This is a genomic window from Halorubrum sp. B53 (assembly GCF_059752395.1).
On the sequence record NZ_MWTH01000014.1, the window covers coordinates 1 to 18310 of the forward strand.

An 18310-nucleotide genomic window follows, 5' to 3' on the forward strand; every position below is an offset into this window, starting at 1 on the left:
CGACGTCGTGACCAGTAACGACTTCCAGCAGGTTCAGGATGTGGCTACCGACAGTGGTGCTGACCCTGGTCAGAAGGGCGTCGCTGTGGAGACTGTTATCGAGGGCGAGGAGCGAGCGTTCACCGCAGAGGCGTTATTCGTCGCGACCGGCGTCCAGCCCAACAGCGAGGACATCGGCTTGGAAGCAGTCGGCGTCGAGACCGAATCCGATGGCGCGATTCGCGTCGACGAGCATTTCCAGACGACCAATTCCGACATCTACGCGGCGGGGGACGTGATCGGCGAGCCCGAACTGGAGACGGTCGCCGCCAAGGAGGGCAATCACGCCGTCAAGAACGCTTTCGGGGACGAGGGGTTCAGCATCGACTACGACGCAGTGCCAGCAGTCGTGTTCACCAGCCCGGAAGTCGCCGCAGTCGGGACGACCGAACTGGAGTACAACGACGAGCACGGTACCTGTTCGTGCCGAACCGTCCAGATGGCGGATGTCCCGCGAGCGAAGGCCGTCGAGAATACGGATGGTCTCGTCCAGGTCGTCAAACACCACGAGACTGACGAGATCGTCGGCGTCCACATGGTCGGGCCGCGTGCCGCCGACATGATCATGGAAGCCACGCTGGCTGTGAGGTTCGGGCTAACTGTCGACGACATCATCGACATCGTCCACCCGTTCCCGACGTTCAGCGAGGCGTTCAAACACGCCTGCCAGGCGTTCCGTCGGGACACATCAACGATGAGCTGCTGTATCGAATGAAAGGAGCTCATGGCCACTAGTAGCGAGATATAGTAATTCGAAGTTGCGTAGGAGGAGGAAATTCTGGTCTGGGATTCCAGCTGAGGATCATCGCTCGGCAGCCACCTTTTTTGAAAAACCAGCCGGCGCTGTAGAGAGTATCGTTTTTGTTGGCCCTCAAGGGGTTGAGGGGCCCGACATGGAGAGAGCTGACGACGCCGAGAATGACGAATTCCCGCCAGAGAAGCGGCTTGAACCATCGAACACGCGCCTGATCAAGGCAGGAATCGCGACGATTCCGGATATGGAGACCCTCCAGCAGTGTGTTGCCTACGAGAACGCCCACCAGAATCGAACGCAGATTCTGCGCCGACTCAAGTGGAAGGCAGAAGAGCTGCGTAAGAACGAAGAGTAAGCTCCATTCTTAACCAACACACTCTGCCTGAGTTCCAACTTTGTTGGTTAATCAGCTGTGCCTCGGTTTTTCGGACCCCTGAAAGGGTGCGGGGCAGCCAGCAGCGGCCTCGCGAGCCTAATCATGTCTCTCGAGCTGAGCTCCAGCGCCAGCACCGCCCGCGAAATCGCCGCCGCCAGACAAACAGACTTCGTGGCGTTCCTCCACCGAGTTCCCTTTGCCGGCGATGCTCTCGCCCTCGGATTTCTTCCCGGGTTTCGGGAAGACTGTGGGTATCAGACGGATCAGTACCTGAACCTCGAGATTCCCGTGGGGATGCTCGACAACGACTTTCGGAATCCCAATCTGGAGCGGTTCGTCGACCGTTTCTTCGAGTGCGAACCACAGGTCGGAGTCATCGGGGACGTCGACGACATCAACGACGTCGACGCCCACGTCGCTGCCGCTCGCGAGATCCAAGCGAGCTACCCCGAGGCCGAGCTCATCGTCGTTCCGAAGTCGCGGGCGGTAATCGACGCGATTCCAGATGATATCGTTCTCGGCTATTCACGCGGGTACGCCGACCGTCTGGCCCACGAGTTCTCCGACCCGGCTGATTGGAGAGGGCGACGCATCCATATTCTCGGTGGGAGTCCGCCCAAGCAGCTCGACGCCATTCGACAGTTGACCCGGCCGACACTCACGGACGAGCCACCGGCCGACATCGTCGGCGTCGACTGGAACGGACTGCATCGCGGCGCACAGTTCGGTGAGTTCTGGACGGCCGACGGCTGGGACGACAGCGGTCGCGACGCCGACCACGTCACCGTCCGAAAGACCGTGCGCCACAGCCTCGCCCGCATCCGCGAGTTCTGGGAGGCCCACGGAGTCTGGCCCGAATCGACACCCCAAGACGACGAGTTGAGCGTCGAGTACGAAGGACCGCGGCCTGCCGACCTCGAGCAAGCGGCCTGTACCGAGTGCGGAACGAACGTCTGGCGAACCCGGCGCGGTCCCTATGTCGCCGAATACGATACCGGCACGATCTGTGGCTACTGCAGCTACGAGTGCTACTTCAGCCACCGTCACCGGAACAACCTCGAGGAAATCGCCGGCGAGCAGAGTGTCTACTTGCCGCCGGCGTGAGGGATACGATCCACTACTCAGTGGGAAGCCAGGAATCGGAGCGCAGAACCCATTTAGCGGGTGAGCGACTACACAGGGTAATGGACGAGTCGCCTTCCGCACAGACCCACTCTCGCATCTACACGGCGCCGCGAACGGATGTCTCGCAGAACCAGGGCAAGTTTCGGATCCACTTCAACTTCCCCGGCCGTGCCGTCCCCGACCACGACGATCACGGCTATGGGCCCTTGGCGACCGTCGTGGAGTCGTTCATGGACCCCGGAACCCTGATCCGGATGCACCAGCACAAAAACGAGGAGATCATCTCGTGGGTGCCTGAGGGCGTGATGCGCCATGACGACCGCCAGGGCAACCAGTTGGTCACCGACTCCGACCATCTGATGGTGATGAACGCCGGCAGCGGCTTCTGGCATTCCGAGGAGACGCTCGCCGACGACCCGCCCCTGCGGATGCTCCAGATCTTCGTGCGCCCGCACAGCCTCAACCTCGACCCGGGCATCCAGCACGAACCGATCCCCGACCCGGTCGCCGGCGAATGGCGCCACCTGTTCGGCCCCGAGGGCACTGGCGCCCCGCTGTACGTGCGGAACGAGGTCGACTTCTACGATTGTCGACTCGCTGCCGGGGCCACTACCACGCTCCCGTCGCAATCCGGCCGCCACACCTACCTGTACGTGTTCAACGGGGCCGTCGAAGTCGGTGATGAGTCGGTCGGGTACACCGAGAGCGCACTCGTAACCGGCGACGACGACGTGGCCGTCACTGCAACCGAGGACGCGACTATCGTCGCGTTCAGCATCAATCCGGACGCGCCGATTACACGCCAGGGCACCATCGGCCGCTGAGACACCGGCGGACCGACTGTGGATTGTTTTTTCGCCCCCTGAGAGGGTGAGGGCTTCAGCGAACGCCCTCGCAGTCAGGTGATTTCCGTGAGTCAACAACAGTCACCGAGCGATGTCTCGATCGACGAGATTCCCGTCGATATCACGAACACACAGTCCGGCGACGTCGACGCAAGCGACGTTCCCGAGGAAATCGGATCGCTGACCCGTGCGCTGGCGAGTACGGAGCCGCCATCGAACCCGCTCGTCGTGCTGAAAGCGGCGCGCTGGTGGTACATTCACGGGAAGGGCGGAGCTGATCCTGCGTTTCAGTGGGCAGTCGAGTGGGCCCGCCACCTCGCGACCGACACGCCCAGCGACGTGGATCGGTTCGACGAGTTCCTCGAGTATCTCGTCACAGTCGGCTTCGCGGACGATACAGGCGAACTTCGGTAGCGTTCCTCGAGGGTTGTTCATCCGCCCTTGAGGGGTGCGGCGCGTTCTGAACTGGCGAAATCGCGTTCGTCCGATTCAGTGACCACCATGTCCACGACCAGAGACTCGTCGGTCTCCTTCGACCAGACCGATACGCGATCCGACGAGATGAACAGTACCATCGAACAGTGGATCGACGACCTCGTCGCCGGCGTCGACGACGCGCAGGCCAGCGACGAGTTCCAAGAGTGGCTCGATGTCCAGAGTCGTTTCCACGACTACTCCTACCGGAACACGCTCCTCATCAAGCGGCAGTGTCCCGAGGCGAGCCGGGTGGCGGGCTACCGGACGTGGCGGGAGGAGTTCAACCGTCACGTCACGGAGGGCGAATCAGCCATCTGGATCTGGGCGCCGATCATCACCAAGCAGTGCCCGGAGTGCGAGAATTCGCCGAGCTACCACGAGGACAGTGACTGTGAGTACGACGAGACGCCGCCCGAGGAGTGGTCCGAGGGCCTGGTCGGATTCAAGCCTGCGCCGGTGTTCGACGTCTCGCAGACCGAGGGCGAGCCGCTTCCCGACCTGGACACGGAAGCGACCGGCGACGCCGGCAATCTCGTTGAACAGTTGACTGACGCCGCTGACGACCTCGGCGTGACGGTGCAGATCGTTCCAGCCGAGGAGTGGACCCACGGCGAGGCAAAGGGCATCTGCGAGCAGCTGAGCCTCGTCGACGTTCAGCCGCTCGTCGAGGTGCGTGATCGGGAGAACGAGGCCGACCTCGCGCGGACGCTAATTCACGAGTACGCCCACGCTCTGCTCCACTTCGACGTCGACGACGACACCGAGCGGGCGAAACGCGAGGTCGAGGCCGAAGCCGTCGCATATGTCGTCGGGCGGTACTGTGGGTTGGACACTAGCGGGTCGGCGTTCTACCTCGCTGCGTGGGAGTCGGACGATCCCGAGGTCGTTCGCGAGCGGCTCGGACGGATCAGTTCTACAGCAGAAGAGCTCATCGACGTGCTCGAAGGAGACTCCTCGTCCCAACATAGTTAACCAACAGAGTGATGGATTCCTTCCGTTCTGTTGGTTAAGTTTTTCAGCGCCCGCCGAGGGGCGGAGGCGCATTCAGACCTCCGTCGAATGATGACTGAACCCAATCTCACGACGGTCCTCGAGGAAGCCGAGCACGTTGCCGAGCAGCACGACCAGGTCGCTCGTACGACAGACAACCAAGCCCACGAGTACCTCCGATACGCCGTTCTTCGGGTGCTTGAAGGCGAGGCGGACCACCTCCCAGCAGACTGGACGCCGACCGACGGCGTGACCGTCGGCTACGGGAGCGATGAGGCGATGTTCGATAGCTGGGGCTCCAGCGAAGACTGGTGGGAGACCGTCCCGCCGCGAGAAGCGTGTACCCGCTTCCGGGTGTTCTTCCCGGACGACCACCAGGCAGTTCCTCGCGCCATTGTCGACGTGATGGCCGCGCTCGGTGCCTGGCGCGTCTGGACTGGGAGCGCAGCCGCGTGCGGCTCCTACGACCATCGCGAGCGTCGCGAGGTCCACTACCTCTGGCCGGAAGGCCATCCGGTGGAGGAAGTGCTTCACGAGCGGCTCAGTGGCCCTGCGGAAGCCGTCGCTCCCGACGGTGGCCGAACAGGCGACGTTCGCGACCGACTGGTCGTCGACGAGAACGCACAGTCGGAGGACGATCTTGAGCCCCGCACGAAGCGTGCCGTCGCCGAAGCGATGGACGTCTCACTCCTCTCGAAGGGTGGCCGCTACGAGGTACAGTCTGCGTCAGGGAACCGGTACGAAGTCGACGTCATCGACGAATCGTGTACCTGTCCCGACTGGCAGCAACGTTCACCCGAGGGCGGCTGCAAGCACCTGCGCCGCGTCGATCACGAGATTAAACGGGGCCGCGTTCCCCGACCAGACGGCCGCCTTCCCTCCCCGTAGTCGTGGCCAGACTACTCCACGGGACGGACTGTGTCGCCATCCCGACGGACCCGGTCGAACGTTGAGAGATACGCGATCCGGTCGTGAACCTCCTCGTCATCCAGCTCCAGTTCCGCGGCCAGTTCGTCGACGGTCATCGGTTCATCGAGTGCCTGGAGGACTTCGAGCCCCCGGTAGTACCTATTCGTCAGTTCCTGAACGCGCCCCTCGATCGGCGTGGTTACTCCGTACCGCTCCTCGAGTTCGACCAGGGCCTCGTTCGCGAACGTGGCGAACTGATCGTCCCCCAGGCGTTCGATCTGGGCTTCGAGTTCAGTCCGGACGACGTCGTAATCGAGACCGGCCTGTACGAGCATATTCATGTCCTCGATGTCGTCGTCGCGGCCTGCGATCGCCTTGAACAGGAAGATATCTTCGTTGCTGACCAGCCGGACCGTCAGTTGATCTGTGTCGAGGAACGGCTCGCTGCGCTCTTGCATCCCGTCGGTGAGCACGAGCTTGTTCGCGACCTGCTGGTTGAAGATGTCGAGGCGACACCCATCGTCGTTTTCGACGCAGCTCGTCGCCCCCAGCGCCCGGTAATCTGGATCCAGCGATTGGACCTCCGCATACCCGAGGTCCATCAGGACCGCCCACAGCTGACCGTACGCGTCGCCATCCGGGACGACCAGGTCAATGTCTTTCGTCGCCCCCTTGAGGTCGCGCAGAGACATCGCGCCACCACCGATCAGGTAGACCGTGAGCGGTTCAGATAGCCCATCTGCGATGCGCTGGAATTCGTTCTCGATGTACTCGCGGCCAAATGTTGGTCTCATTGTGGTAGTGGCACCTCGTAGTCAGCCGCCAGTTCCTGAAACTCGTCCCACTCCGGGAGCCGGTCGTCGTCGACCTCGCCGTGCGTCTCGAGGTAGCGGAGCAGGGCGTCGATTTCGTCTTCGAGACCATACTTCGCCGCCTGCTCTCGGAGGTCCGCCTCGTCGACGTCGACGTGGCTGAGCAGGAGGAGACAGTACGAGCGGTGGCGGCTGCCGTCGTCGATCAGCAGCGTGTGACAGCAGAGCTCCGCCGGCGAGACTGCGTCGAGGTCTTCGGAGTAGACGTAGTAGCGGTGGCCGGTGAGCAGGAACTGGAGGTCGAAGGCCGCGAATCGAGCGAGGCCGGTTTCGTGGAACGGCTCCGCGTCGATCTCCGTCTCGGTCTGGGTGAGGAATTCGTCGTAGTCCTCCCAGAGAATCGTCCCCTTCGGGGCGACGGCTTCGAGGCGTTGACGATGCAGATGGTGTGCGAGTTCACGGGCGAACTCGTGGAGGCGGTCGAAGTCAGCGTTGAAGTCATAATGGCCGTCGGCCGTCCCGACGAGCCCACGGTCGCGAAACCGCTTGAGGACGCGGTTGACCGTGTTGCGGTAGTTGTCGCTCTGGTCGGCGATCTCGGAGACGGTTCGCGGCTGGTCGAGGTAGTACAGCACCTCGAGTGCTTTCCCGGTCAGCAGTTCAGGGAACTCGATGTGGGGGTGCTGGCGGACGAGGTCCCGATAGAGTTCGACGGCGCGAGCATCCGACGGGACGACTCGTTTTCGGCGGCCGTCGCGTTCCGTGTAGACGAGCCCCTTCTCGACGAGGTCGGCGACGGCACGCGAGAGGTAACTCTCGCTGTGGTTGAGCTTCGTCGCGAGCTCGGAGATCGTGTCGCCGCGGTCGACCGTAGCGAGGACCTCGAGTTCGATGCGCCGGAGCACGGTGTAACATAGTACGAAACATGTATATAAAGAAGTTTCGAGTAGTGTTACAGCCAGCAATCGCGAGAACCGCCCCCATCGTCTTAACCAACAAAACTATGCGTTCATGGGCCGTGTTGGTTAACACGAGAGTAGCCGATGTCCTACGAACCCCCGACCCCACCGGCGAACCTCCCGGCGGAGATCGTCAACACGCTCAATGAAGCCACACCGGAGCATCTTCGGGACGTTGCCAGCTACGCCCAGGCGTTGGCCGAACACAAAGAGCGGGAAGCTCGTCTCGAGGAGGAAGCGGACGACGCCGACGTCGAGGAGCGCCCCGATGACCTCCCAGACGACGTGCCGGCGAAGGCGACGATCACGATCAAGGAGATCAACGACAACCGCTACTACTACTGGCAGTGGCGGGAAGGCGATTCGGTGACGTCGAAGTACAAAGGGCCGGTGAATCCCGACGAGTAGACGAGATGGAACTGTAGCCTGATGTTCGTTTCAACGTGATTCGTAGCGTAGCAGATGACACCCCCCAGAGTGTGAATGGGTCCGGTCAACCCGGACGAGTAAAACTCGAAGAGAGGACACCCACCCCACGTTTCCGTCGGTACTGGATGAGGGTGGAGGGGTGGGGCAGATTTTGAAGGCACCACACCCCCGCATTTCCGTTGTTTCTCCACCGTCTCCGCATCATCGATGGCATCGACGACAAAGAAATCGTAGGATACCCTCCGTTTTCGAGTTGTAAATGGGAGAGGGCAAGGAGATAGCACAGTCCATCGACCGGCACGTCAAATCTCTTGGCTCACCCACTCCCCGTTTTCGAGTAGTAACGAGACATCCCGACGAATGACACCCCCCATTTTCGAGTTGTAACGCATCGCGCGGGATACGAGCACCCCCCGTTTTCGAGAAGTAAGTGCGGGGAGAATACGGGCGAGATCAGTTCTTACTCCGGAACTGCTTCAGCCGTTCGCGGACAACCGTGCTGATAGTCGCCTCTTCGTGAGCTAGATCTTCGAACCGGGAATCCTCACGGATCGTCTCCATGATCGTTTCCGGATCCTCGGAGAGGGAGAAATACATATGCACTCCTCTGCCTCGCCCCTTGCCCCGACGCTCGAAGTCCAGTACACCGTACGTACTCTGCTCTGTGACGTGATTTACGAACGTCTCACGGCTGTACTGGTCCGCATCCATCGTATCGGCAATGAATTGGTACGTCTTGAACGCAGGTCCAGCAGGGATCCACTCAGGATGTTCTCTTGCGTAGTGGGCAGTGGCCGCCACAGCGTAGATGGAGAGTTTCTTTTGAGTCGAAATGCCGCTGATATGGCGGAGCTTGCGGTTTTCGGTGTATTTTTCCTGAGCATCACGGACATCAGTCTCGATAACCGTGTCAGCCCCACGCCGCTCGGCTAATTCACCAGCCCATCTGAGGAGGTCAATCGCTTTCCGCGCATCCCCATGCGTTTGGGAGCCGAACGCAGCAACAAGCGGAACAACGTCATCTGCAAGTGAGTCTGGCTTGAAGGCGTCCCGCCGGTTGCGGAGAATACTGCGGAGCTGGTTCGCATCGTAATCGTCGAAGAAGATGTCGTCAGGGTTGTAAGAACTCTGTGCGCGGCTGTTGAGATCCTTCATAAAGTCGGCGTAGTTCGTGATCGTCGTGAGCGAGATGGGACCATCAAAGTCGGCGAGTTTGCGAGCCCGTGAAAGCTGGTAGATGAGAGAATTGTACTCTGCTTCCTGATACGGCCCCTCGAGCATATCGATCTCATCGAGAATGAAAATGACACCGTCGTAATACTCTCGCATGAGTTCGTACAGTCGCTCCAGCTTCTGATCCGTTGAGACACCGGTTTGGGGAACACCAGGATCAACGCCGAGGTCGTCGGCAGCAGCTTTGACTAACCGATAGACAGCCCGATCTGCGGTCTTTGGCCCCTCGCAGTTGATTGAAATAACCCCGAAGGTCTTGCCTTGGGATTCACACAGTTCGACGATCTGTTTGCAGACCGCATGAATGATGAGCGACTTCCCAGTTCCAGATGGCCCGCTCAGGAGCATATCGGGGATCCCTTCATTCTGGAGAACCGGTTTTAGATTGTCGACGACACGGCCTAGCTGGTCGTCACGACCGACGATACGGTCCTCGTCGATGATGGTATCTGACCGGACGAGGTCTTTGTTCGCGAAAACGCCACCGGACGACTCGGTTTGGAGTCGATCACGAATTGAGATGCCACCACCGTCGCCATTAGTTGCTTCTTGAGCCGAATCAGCGGGATCTAATCCGTTTTCGAAGGTCGATTGTGACGTGCCAGGAGAGGCCACCTCCTCATCCGTCGATGCAGGAGTTTCAGGATCAGCAGCAGATGATTCACGATCCTCCTCACCTTCCGGATTATTCGATCCTGCTCTACGTCCCTCTCGTCCCATTATGAACCCCCTCGAACTCTGGGTATAAAAATATGGACCCTTGTGGAGTTGTAACCGGGCGAAAACAGGCTATCTAACGACTACAGCCCCGTATCCTCTGGATGAGCCAGATACCGTCTTCGGAATCTATCACCCTCCGTTGTCGAGTTGTAACGGTTCGACGAAACTCGCTGTCGTCGATCTTCCTCGATGACCCGGACCCCCCGTTTTCGAGTTGTAAGATTTTGGGAGGCGGTAACACACTTGGTTCGATGCTCCCACCCTCACGTTGTAAGGAGAAGGAAGTCGAAGTGAGTCTCGAAGCAAAATCCACATTATCTGGATTTTGTAAATGATGCTCTGGGTGATACGGACTTACTCACACTCCCCGTTTTCGAGTAGTAAGCGCCAGAATAGCTGCGAAAGAACGACGCTCGTAGGATCCATTCACGAGTGAGAGGAATACCGGGTTTCGGACATGATTGCTGGTGAAGCCGCTTCGGTGATCTCGAATAGGTTCACCCCCTCCCCCCTTTTTCGAGTTGTAAGTCGATGGGAACAGGCCACACCAGACGCCATGTAACGAGCGTTGAGGTAACAGAAGTTGCCGTAGAGGCGATGAGATGTGATAGTACACGGGATCAGAACCACGGACGAGATGAAGAGGTCATCTACTCCAGATTTCTCAATCGTCTAGCTCCGGCTAGACGATTTGCTTTCTTTGTCTCTAGTGCGGTTGTGGTAAGGTAACGTACAACATAAACTTTCGCATTTCTAGTTACAAGTTAGAAGATGAGGTGTTCACCCTGTCTATTGTGCATATTCGCCACTATCGGCCGCTTTGCAGTTCCTCTTGCTGTTCACCCCCCTCCCCGAGGCCACGAGTTTACAACTCGAAAAAGGGGGGAGGGGGTTCGTCAGGTCCAGTCCGTGATACCGACTACACGTGTTCCGTTGAGCTCTCGTCGGATATCGTTCCGATCCCGCCCGAGCGGTGAAAGCACGCTCTCGACCGCTCTGACCAGCTGCGTCTCGTAGTACGAGGCGTCGTAGGTCTCGATCTCCTCGTGGGCGAGGGCGACCCGGTCTCGCGAGGATTTCTCGTCGTCGACGACCACGTACTCGATATCCTGGCCCGGGTGGACTGCCAGTTCCTGCTCGCGAGCCCGTTTCAAGGCGGCCACGTTCTGGGTGTTCTGTGAGTAGCCTTCCAGGGGTTTGGAGACACGGTTCCGCTCGACGAGCCGCTCCACTGCTACGTTGCCCGCCTGCAGTTCGTCGATTGCTCGTTCGAGCCGCCCGAGCACCGCGTCCGGTGACCGCGTGGCATCGAGCCGGTCGAGACAGTCCCGCTGGACGTCCTCGATGAACGGCGGGGTTGAGCGCTGCCGGACTTCGATACCTCTGATCTTGAAGTCGTCGTCACTGGCGACCTTCCCAAAGTACTTCGTCAGCGCGCCGGCGTCGCTCTCGCGCTGCGGCACGAACGCCACCCAGTCGTAGTGAGCCTCGTGTTCGAGGCGGATCTCGACGCGCTCGGTAATCTCCGTCGCGAGCGCCTCGAGGTCCTCGCGGTCCTTGTCGTCGACGTCGGGATCTGGGGTCACCCAGATGGAGTCAACGATGCCGTGGACGACCCGCCAGCCGCCGGCTTCCAGCCGCTGTTTCGCCGTCAGCAGAATCTCACGAGCAAACGCGTTGATTGCCTCGTGACACTCGATGCGGCCGAACTTCGCGTTGCTGAACCCCTGATATCCGAAGCAGGCGACGAGGATCCACTTCAGCGCTCCCGACCGCCCCTCGAGTTCCGCCAGGTGGTCCTCGTCGGGGTCGTCTCGTTCCTTCTCGCGACGGATGGCCGCCTTGATCTCGTCGCGAGCGTCGATGATCGGCTGTAGCACGTCGACGAGGTAGCCCCGGTCGTCGCAGATCGAGTACCCGAGGCCGGGGACATCCTCCCGGTCGCTGTGGCAGTCACATCGGATGACATCCGGTGAGACGTTCCGGGTACAGATGATGTTCGGGTACAACGAGGAGAAGTCGAGTTCGTGGACGTTCTCGTGAAGCCCGACCTCGGGCGCGAAGATGAAGCCGCCACGGTCGGCGTCGTGGAGCGTCCCCATCGGCTTGTAGAACTCGTGGCGCCAGGAGTTCCATGGCACGAGGACACCGCGGTCGTGGGCCTCGCAGATCTGGATCGCCGTGAGCACGTTCCCGATCGACGCCCACGCGAGTTCCTGGACGGGCTTTTTCGAGCGCGACACGAGGTCGAGGACGCCCTCGAGGTTCGTCTCCCCGTAAAAGAACGTGTTCGACTCGTCGATGATCGCCCGGCCAGGCACGTTGTACCGCGCTGGGGAGTGGCCGACGCGGCCGTAGCTCGAGTACGTCGACCGGCTCGCGAGCTGCTGGTAGTCGACATCTGGCCACCGACTCAGCGAGAAGTCGTCGACGCCGGCAGCCGTCGCCATCTCGTACAGGGTCGGGACGATCTCGCTCGTCGAGCAGACCAAGACGTCCGGATCGTGCGCTTCGAGTGCCCCTTGGACGGCGGTCAGGATATCCGTCGGCGAGCCGGTGACGGTGTCGCCGGCGACGGACAGTTTCTCGTAGACGTCGTTGCTCGTTTCGGTCACCGGAACGCTGAGCCGGAGCGTCGACAGTTCGCTCGCCGGCGCCGGATCGGCGCCGGTCTCCAGACAGTACCGGAACTCTCGCGAGAAGTCGACGTTGAAACAGGCGAGATCCCCGACTGGATAGGCCGACAGCTGGCGTGCCTGCCGGGCGAGTGGGGTGACGCGGTCGATGTGGGCGACGTCGACGGCGAGAACGGCCTCCTCGTCTCGTCGAAAGCCGGGGCGTCGCGCATCCATCTCGGTCGCGACGACATCCGGGTGCTGGTCGTACACCGATTGGAGTGTCGTGAGGTCGATGTCGGACGCTGGGTCGCGAGCGGCGACGTAGAAGCGTGGGGTGTAGTCATCGCGCTCGGTCGCGACGGCGCCGTCGGCGGTTGCCTCCCACTCCAGGACGCGGCCGTCGTCCAGAAAGTCGATACTGAACGGCATCGTCACGGGTTCGAGTCCGGTGGGGCACTCTCTTGATCATCGCGTGCTGCGACCGCGGCTTCGAGCTCCTCGAGGCGTTCCTCGTGGTCGTCGAGGCGGGCCTCCTGTTCGAGATCGATGCTGAGCAGCGCCGGCAGCAGCGGATTTTGGTGGTTCAACAGCCCGCTCGCGTCGGCGTGCTCGCGGGCGTACTCGAACAGCCGGTCGAAGCGCGGCTTGTCGCGACGCCGCAGTGCCCGCCGGAACTCCGTCCAGCGCTCTTCGATGGCCCGGAGCGCATCCCGGTACGTCGGGTTTGTGCGCCCCATCGCTATCGGCCTCCTGTCCCGGTCGCGGTCCACGCATCGAGCAAGGGGTCCGCGGTGGCCGCCACCGTCTTACCGTCAGCTGTGACGCCCGTTCCGACACCCTCCGGGGTCGGCGTCGACGGCGTCGGCGTCGTCGGTTCCACGCCGACCTGCGTGGCGCGTGCCGCGAGCAGCTGCCGCCAGTACGCGAACGTCGTCTGGTAGTACGCGCCGTCGTCGACGGGATAGACGAGCGTCTCGAAGTCCTCGCCGACGACCCGTGGGCCCATCCGGGTCTGCTCGCACTCCAGGTGGTGGTCGGCGATCGTCGCGACTGACTCGGTGAATTCGTTTCGTTCGTTTCGCGTAACGAGCACCGGGATGTCGTACCCATCGGCGTAGGTCGCCAACCGGGCAAGGGTGCGGGCCTGGAGGGTTTTCGCGTGGGTTTCGCCGAGGGTATCGTCGGCGCGGTACTGGGCGTCGACGGCCGGCGCGACGATGAGGGCGGGTGTGTGGGGCGACGTGTCCTCGTCGCGACTTGGTGCCCGTCGACCGGCCGCCCCGGCATCGGTGGTGGACATTTGGATCGACTTGTTCACTGCCGTCGGGAGATCACAGACGGCGCCGTAGTGCTGGTACGCGGTAAATCCGCGTGCGACGTGGATTCGGTTGAGCAACCGTTGACTGGGCGCGATCTGGGCGAGTGTCGTCGTTGTCGCGTGACCATTTGCGTCGACCCAGAAGGCGGGCTCGTCGTGCAGGAGGAGATGGTCGAGCACGAGCGACTGCAGGATCGGGACGCCGCGGCCTCCTTCCACGTCGAGTAGCGTGATGCCGTCCTCGAGTGCCGGCAACAACATCTCGTCCGTAGCTGGATCGGCCTGGTCAGCGAGGGACCGATTGCGGTCAGCGCCCCGTGTCGGCTGTTCCACCGCCAATCGGTTCGACGTTGAATGTTCTCCCATACCCGACTAGAGGTCTACATTCCGGATAAACCGCGGCGTGTCGCTTCCGGATTTCATGGAATCGATATAATTGTTCCTTCTGCTATTCCGTGCGGGTTTTAGTTCTATTTCATCGGTTTCGTGAAGGAGTTCCGGAAAGCCACCAAAATGAACGGGGGCACGCAATTTGTGTAGAATTACAGCAGAATCGGAGGAGAAAGGGGGTTTTGATTCATTTATAGATTGAATAGGATTTGTTTATTAGAAGACGTTCTGTAGTGGACCAGCCTCTTCTACAATATTATTTGTCTCTCTTACCTTCTTAAAAGATATATAATTCAAAGAATTGTGGTCACTTCGATCCATGATCTGCTTGAACGTAGGCCGGTTCATCTCACGTCGAACCCTCTGCTCGTCATCCTGCGACGCGACGATATTCATTTTAACAGCTAAATTTGGTACCTTCACAACGAAATCAGTCATTCTCAATATACCACTGTAAATGCTAGTCGTGCTTTCGACCTCAAACATCTGTACGATGTAATCATCCTTCAGCCAAATCACATCAACATATTCGATGATATCAAGCGCGGACTCACTAAACCCAGTCAGATTTAAACTATCAATACAATCCTCTCCGAGTTCAGTTCCTTGGTAAGTCGTAGATTGATCGTTCTTAGCTACATATACATCATATCCATGTTGATGGCCTAAATCCACGAGGAGGGCTTGGATTTCTGTGTGAGTTCGCACCGATTCTTCATCAGGCTCATCTTGACTCGATAGTTTTCTATCTGTGTCCTCTTCTGATTTCCCCGGGTTGAGATCCTGAAAGGCCTCTTCAACCGAGTTGTATTTCTGTAGAAGATTAGAGATTGCGTCATCTGAAGGCCGGTTGAATCCCATCGGTATGTTAGTTTCTTTGTATCCGAAGAGTCGGTTGACTTCAGCTGGATCTATGGAAACTTCTTGGTAGTCATCTATAGTGAAAATCAGCTTCCCTCCATCTTCTCCCCAGAGATATTCTGCAATCTCCGGGTTTTCAAAAACCTCCCTTACTCGACCAGTAGCAAAGAATTCTCCATCATTATAGAATAGAACAGGATCCCCGTTTTCCAAATGCTTGAACGAAGCCCGAGTTTTCTCATTATCACTGGTTCCCCAGATACGGACCTTATCGTAGTCTTGGAGAGGTTCTGGCGCAGATTTACTATCAACAGAGACTGGATCTGAGACGGTCTTAGAAAATCGGTCGAGCCAAGAATCGTTGACCGGAACGAAAAACATCCCACTCATCAGTGGGTAATGTAGCTAACTCTAATCGTATAAGTGTATGCGAGTGACTCTCAACCCCTTCGATTAGTGTGATTCGCTTCTATGTTATCCATCACTTATTCTCACGTGAAAGAACATCACTACTAAAACCACATAATTAGGAAACCAAAAGGTGGAAATTGTCAATTCCGCAATTAGATGACGGCAATCCCCCGTACCCAATCGGCTAGACCACGAGAAGTCAGAACGCCCTGTCTAGCGGATTCCAACTCCAGATAGGTAATACATCTTAATCACTACATCGGCGACGCAGCTGCCGAGTCGACGAGCGAGTACTCTCGATCCCGACTTGTCCCCTCCGCCTCGAGGAGGTTGTACTGCTCCATCTTCGAGAGGTACGTGCGGATAGTCCGTTTCGTCCGCGGATCATCGACGTCCTTGGAATAACGCTCGTGGATTTCGCTCGGCCCGACCGGGCCGTGCTCGCGAACGATGTCGTAGACGATGCGCTGGTGCGGCGTGAGCGAGTCGAGGCTCTTCTGCTTGATCTGGGCCCGAGCATCCTCGGCGGCGTCCAGGAGAATATCGTCGGTGATGCGCTCGTGGTTCTCGCGATCGGCCTTGCCGGCGGCCGTTCGGAGGATGCCGATTGCGAGGCGGGCGTCGCCGGCCGCCGCGTCGGCGATCCGGTAGAGCTGGTCGTCGGTGATGACGTCCTCGTCGAGCCCCCACTTCGCCCGCGCACTCAGGATGTCGTACAGCTGCTCGTCGTGGTACTTGTCCATCCGGACGTGCTCGCTGGAGCGCAGGCGGCTCACGAGGCGGTCGTCGACGCGGCTGAACAGCTCCTCTTCCTTGTTCGCGATGCAGATGATCGCGAACTGCGGGAGGCTGTGGAGGTCGTAAATGACACTGGGATCTTCGAGCTGGTCGACTTCATCGAGGATGACGACGGTTCGTGGACCGTCGTGTTGCTGAAGGCGGTCGACGAGTTCGTCGTGCGGTGTCGACTGTCGGTGGATGTCGATGGTGGCGCCGAGGTCGTCGAGAATCTGGTATAGGGTCCGGAATCTGGTGTAGTTGCGCCAGCAGTTGACGTAGGTCGTCTCGACGTCGAGGACCTCTTCACGGAGCCTTTCGGTGACGAACTTCGAGATGCAGGTCTTGCCGGCGCCGCTGGGTCCGGTGACGATTGCTGTATCGGCGGGTTCACCGTTCGTGATGGGCTCAAGGACGCTGGAGAGGTGGTTGACTTCGGCGTCGCGATGCTCAACTTCCCGAGGGACGAACCCGGCGCGGAGAACGCGAGCATCGCGGATCATCTGTTACTGTTCGACCTGTTTCCCGTCTAGTCATAAAAGCGTGACCGGGTTGTTTCCGGAAAGGCCTACATTATCCCTGCTTGATCGCTGTTTTGATAGCTTCTAAGAGCGCTTGGGCTCTTAACAGGTCTCTCCATAGGGATGTTCTCGGAAAGAGGCATTCCTAGATGATCAGAATTCACGACTTGTCTACTTTACGAGTTTTGAGGTTCCTCGATAATCTCTGATCCGAACGTACTACCGCAGAAATATGGGTCCATTCTGGTGGTCTCGTTTTGTTTTTTTATGCGCCTGATTGGGTGAGGCGCAAGTTGCCTCAGGCAAACGATGAAAAATCCAATATCAGTACCCGACTCTGTATCGGATCTCAAACTAACCCGAGAGAGAAGCCGAAACGAGATCAACGATTTCCTCGAGTCGGATATGGTAGACCACAAATTGGGTGGTATTCCTGGATGGAAAGCTGCTTTCGGAGCTCGTTATAAGTCTAATCTAATTGCAGTCTGTGTTCTCGGCCGTCCAGTGGCTCGAATGGTTGACGAAGATAAAGAAATCTCAATTACACGGTACGGATCGCGACCTGAAAGACCATCAAACACGGGTTCTTGGCTCATCGCACGCGCGCGAAAGTGGGCGTTCTTAGAGGGATATCAACGGATTTCTGCTCACGCTGGAGTAGCAGGTAACAAGGGAACAATTTATTCAGCGGCAGGATTCAAACTGGTTCGGGAAGAGAAAGCTCAAGGAGATGGCTGGGAGTCGCGCGAAGGGCGTTCCTCCGTCGATGATTTTGTTCGTCGCAAGTGGATTTATCAATTGCGTGATTGAATTGTGCTATAATCCGATTTGATTTGTATGCGGTAGATGAGGTATAAGACGACCTAATTCGCACTTTACTACTTAGTTTGGTTCTGGTTCTTCACCCGTGATGGTTTGTCCGTCTATACACCGGTGAAGGTACGAACATTGGCTACATTTCTGGACTGCTGGATTGGTCTTGTAGGATTCGATGTCCCCCATACTCGTCCAGAAGGCCCTATCATTCGTAATCCGGTCTCGGATCTGTCTCATGTCTTCCGTGGTCGGCACCATTCGGTCGAACTCCCCACTTCCAGTATGGGCTAATTGGACCCGAATCCGACTGAGTTCGGGTTCATACGCTTCGTGAGCATAGAGTGCATATGCTTGCATCTGTATTGTAGGGTTACTAAACCGGTCATACGTGCCTGTCTTCCAGTCAGTAACGACAAAGTCTCCCTCTGGGTTTCGCGTACAGAGATCTGGCTGGACGGTGACGGGTTCTTCGGAGACTTCGAACGTTTGGCGCGTTTCGTGGGCGATATACTGGTGGTCCTCAAGGTGGGGCCAAATCACCCGGAAGAACTGCCTGATGTGATTACGGGCTGTACGAACTAATGACCTAGTGAAGGAATCGCTATCGAAGGATTCCCCATCCGTAATGTCAATCCGATCAGCAATCGTCTCAGAATTCGCTTCGACATACCTCTCAAGTTCGTCTTTCGCATATTCAGTTGCAGTCTGAAGATGGATGTTCTCACCCCGAGCCCATCGTGCAACCTGCCCCGCGAGAGATTCGTGTACGATAGTTCCCAGATAGGCCCCTGGCGACGGTGTATACTCACTATAGTCCTCGGTAGACTCGGTCTGTTGGTATCGATAAAAGAACCGCCGGGGGCACTCTTCGAACAGCTGTGCTGCCGACGCCGACCAGTTTACGTGTGCAAACTGTTCTGACCCATCCAT

The 18310-nt window shown here is 58.8% G+C and carries 18 protein-coding genes; 9 read left to right on the forward strand and 9 right to left on the reverse strand.

The window, feature by feature from the left end; genetic code table 11:
- The 7 genes from B4V06_RS11785 to B4V06_RS11815 all read left to right on the forward strand — a co-directional run.
- Window positions 1-754 (forward strand): oxidoreductase dimerization domain-containing protein (locus tag B4V06_RS11785; RefSeq protein ID WP_498170071.1); only part of this gene is annotated, 754 nt, incomplete at its 5' end.
- 178 nt (window positions 755-932) lie between these two features.
- Window positions 933-1148, forward strand: a complete 216-nt coding sequence (locus B4V06_RS11790) for a DUF8129 domain-containing protein (RefSeq protein ID WP_271904300.1) — start codon at window positions 933-935, stop codon at window positions 1146-1148.
- 123 nt (window positions 1149-1271) lie between these two features.
- Window positions 1272-2273: a DUF6610 family protein gene (locus tag B4V06_RS11795; RefSeq protein WP_498166609.1), complete on the forward strand. Its 1002-nt coding sequence runs from the start codon at window positions 1272-1274 to the stop codon at window positions 2271-2273.
- 80 nt (window positions 2274-2353) lie between these two features.
- Window positions 2354-3118 (forward strand): pirin family protein, encoded by a 765-nt coding sequence (locus B4V06_RS11800; RefSeq protein WP_498166606.1) that lies wholly within the window; start codon window positions 2354-2356, stop codon window positions 3116-3118.
- An 87-nt stretch (window positions 3119-3205) separates the two neighbouring features.
- Window positions 3206-3553 carry a DUF8013 domain-containing protein gene (locus B4V06_RS11805; RefSeq protein ID WP_498166603.1) on the forward strand — a complete coding sequence of 116 codons (348 nt, stop codon included), beginning with the start codon at window positions 3206-3208 and terminating at the stop codon, window positions 3551-3553.
- An 87-nt stretch (window positions 3554-3640) separates the two neighbouring features.
- Window positions 3641-4588 (forward strand): ArdC-like ssDNA-binding domain-containing protein, encoded by a 948-nt coding sequence (locus B4V06_RS11810; RefSeq protein ID WP_310902052.1) that lies wholly within the window; start codon window positions 3641-3643, stop codon window positions 4586-4588.
- Window positions 4589-4678: 90 nt separating this feature from the next.
- Complete coding sequence (locus tag B4V06_RS11815; RefSeq protein ID WP_144800149.1) at window positions 4679-5494, forward strand: hypothetical protein; 816 nt, start codon at window positions 4679-4681, stop codon at window positions 5492-5494.
- An 11-nt stretch (window positions 5495-5505) separates the two neighbouring features.
- On the opposite strand, the gene B4V06_RS11820 is transcribed toward B4V06_RS11815, so the two are convergent.
- Both B4V06_RS11820 and B4V06_RS11825 read right to left on the reverse strand, forming a co-directional pair.
- Complete coding sequence (locus B4V06_RS11820) at window positions 5506-6309, reverse strand: DUF6036 family nucleotidyltransferase (protein WP_498166600.1); 804 nt, start codon at window positions 6307-6309, stop codon at window positions 5506-5508.
- Window positions 6306-7232: a helix-turn-helix transcriptional regulator gene (locus tag B4V06_RS11825; RefSeq protein ID WP_498166597.1), complete on the reverse strand. Its 927-nt coding sequence runs from the start codon at window positions 7230-7232 to the stop codon at window positions 6306-6308. The genes B4V06_RS11820 and B4V06_RS11825 overlap by 4 nt, the downstream gene beginning before the upstream one ends.
- A 138-nt stretch (window positions 7233-7370) precedes the next feature.
- Between B4V06_RS11825 and B4V06_RS11830 the strand changes: the two genes are divergently transcribed.
- Window positions 7371-7694 carry a DUF6788 family protein gene (locus B4V06_RS11830; RefSeq protein ID WP_498166595.1) on the forward strand — a complete coding sequence of 108 codons (324 nt, stop codon included), beginning with the start codon at window positions 7371-7373 and terminating at the stop codon, window positions 7692-7694.
- A gap of 474 nt (window positions 7695-8168) precedes the next feature.
- Here the strand turns inward: B4V06_RS11830 and B4V06_RS11835 are convergent, their stop codons facing one another.
- From B4V06_RS11835 to B4V06_RS11860, 6 genes are all read right to left on the reverse strand, one after another.
- Entirely contained in the window at window positions 8169-9668 is a 1500-nt protein-coding gene (locus B4V06_RS11835) for a Cdc6/Cdc18 family protein (protein WP_498166593.1), read from the reverse strand.
- 896 nt (window positions 9669-10564) lie between these two features.
- Entirely contained in the window at window positions 10565-12715 is a 2151-nt protein-coding gene (locus B4V06_RS11840; protein ID WP_498166590.1) for a type B DNA-directed DNA polymerase, read from the reverse strand.
- A 2-nt stretch (window positions 12716-12717) separates the two neighbouring features.
- Window positions 12718-13023 (reverse strand): DUF8156 family protein, encoded by a 306-nt coding sequence (locus tag B4V06_RS11845; RefSeq protein ID WP_498166587.1) that lies wholly within the window; start codon window positions 13021-13023, stop codon window positions 12718-12720.
- A gap of 2 nt (window positions 13024-13025) precedes the next feature.
- Window positions 13026-13970 (reverse strand): hypothetical protein, encoded by a 945-nt coding sequence (locus B4V06_RS11850; RefSeq protein WP_498166584.1) that lies wholly within the window; start codon window positions 13968-13970, stop codon window positions 13026-13028.
- Between the two features lie 240 nt (window positions 13971-14210).
- Window positions 14211-15245: a type II restriction enzyme NmeDI-related protein gene (locus B4V06_RS11855; RefSeq protein ID WP_498166582.1), complete on the reverse strand. Its 1035-nt coding sequence runs from the start codon at window positions 15243-15245 to the stop codon at window positions 14211-14213.
- Window positions 15246-15520: 275 nt separating this feature from the next.
- Window positions 15521-16546 (reverse strand): Cdc6/Cdc18 family protein, encoded by a 1026-nt coding sequence (locus B4V06_RS11860; RefSeq protein ID WP_498166579.1) that lies wholly within the window; start codon window positions 16544-16546, stop codon window positions 15521-15523.
- A 423-nt stretch (window positions 16547-16969) separates the two neighbouring features.
- Here B4V06_RS11860 and B4V06_RS11865 point away from each other — a divergent pair, with 423 nt between their 5' ends.
- On the forward strand, window positions 16970-17374 hold the full coding sequence (locus tag B4V06_RS11865) for an XF1762 family protein (RefSeq protein ID WP_498166576.1): 405 nt from the start codon (window positions 16970-16972) through the stop codon (window positions 17372-17374).
- Between the two features lie 72 nt (window positions 17375-17446).
- On the opposite strand, the gene B4V06_RS11870 is transcribed toward B4V06_RS11865, so the two are convergent.
- Window positions 17447-18310: a RecB family exonuclease gene (locus tag B4V06_RS11870; protein ID WP_498166574.1), complete on the reverse strand. Its 864-nt coding sequence runs from the start codon at window positions 18308-18310 to the stop codon at window positions 17447-17449.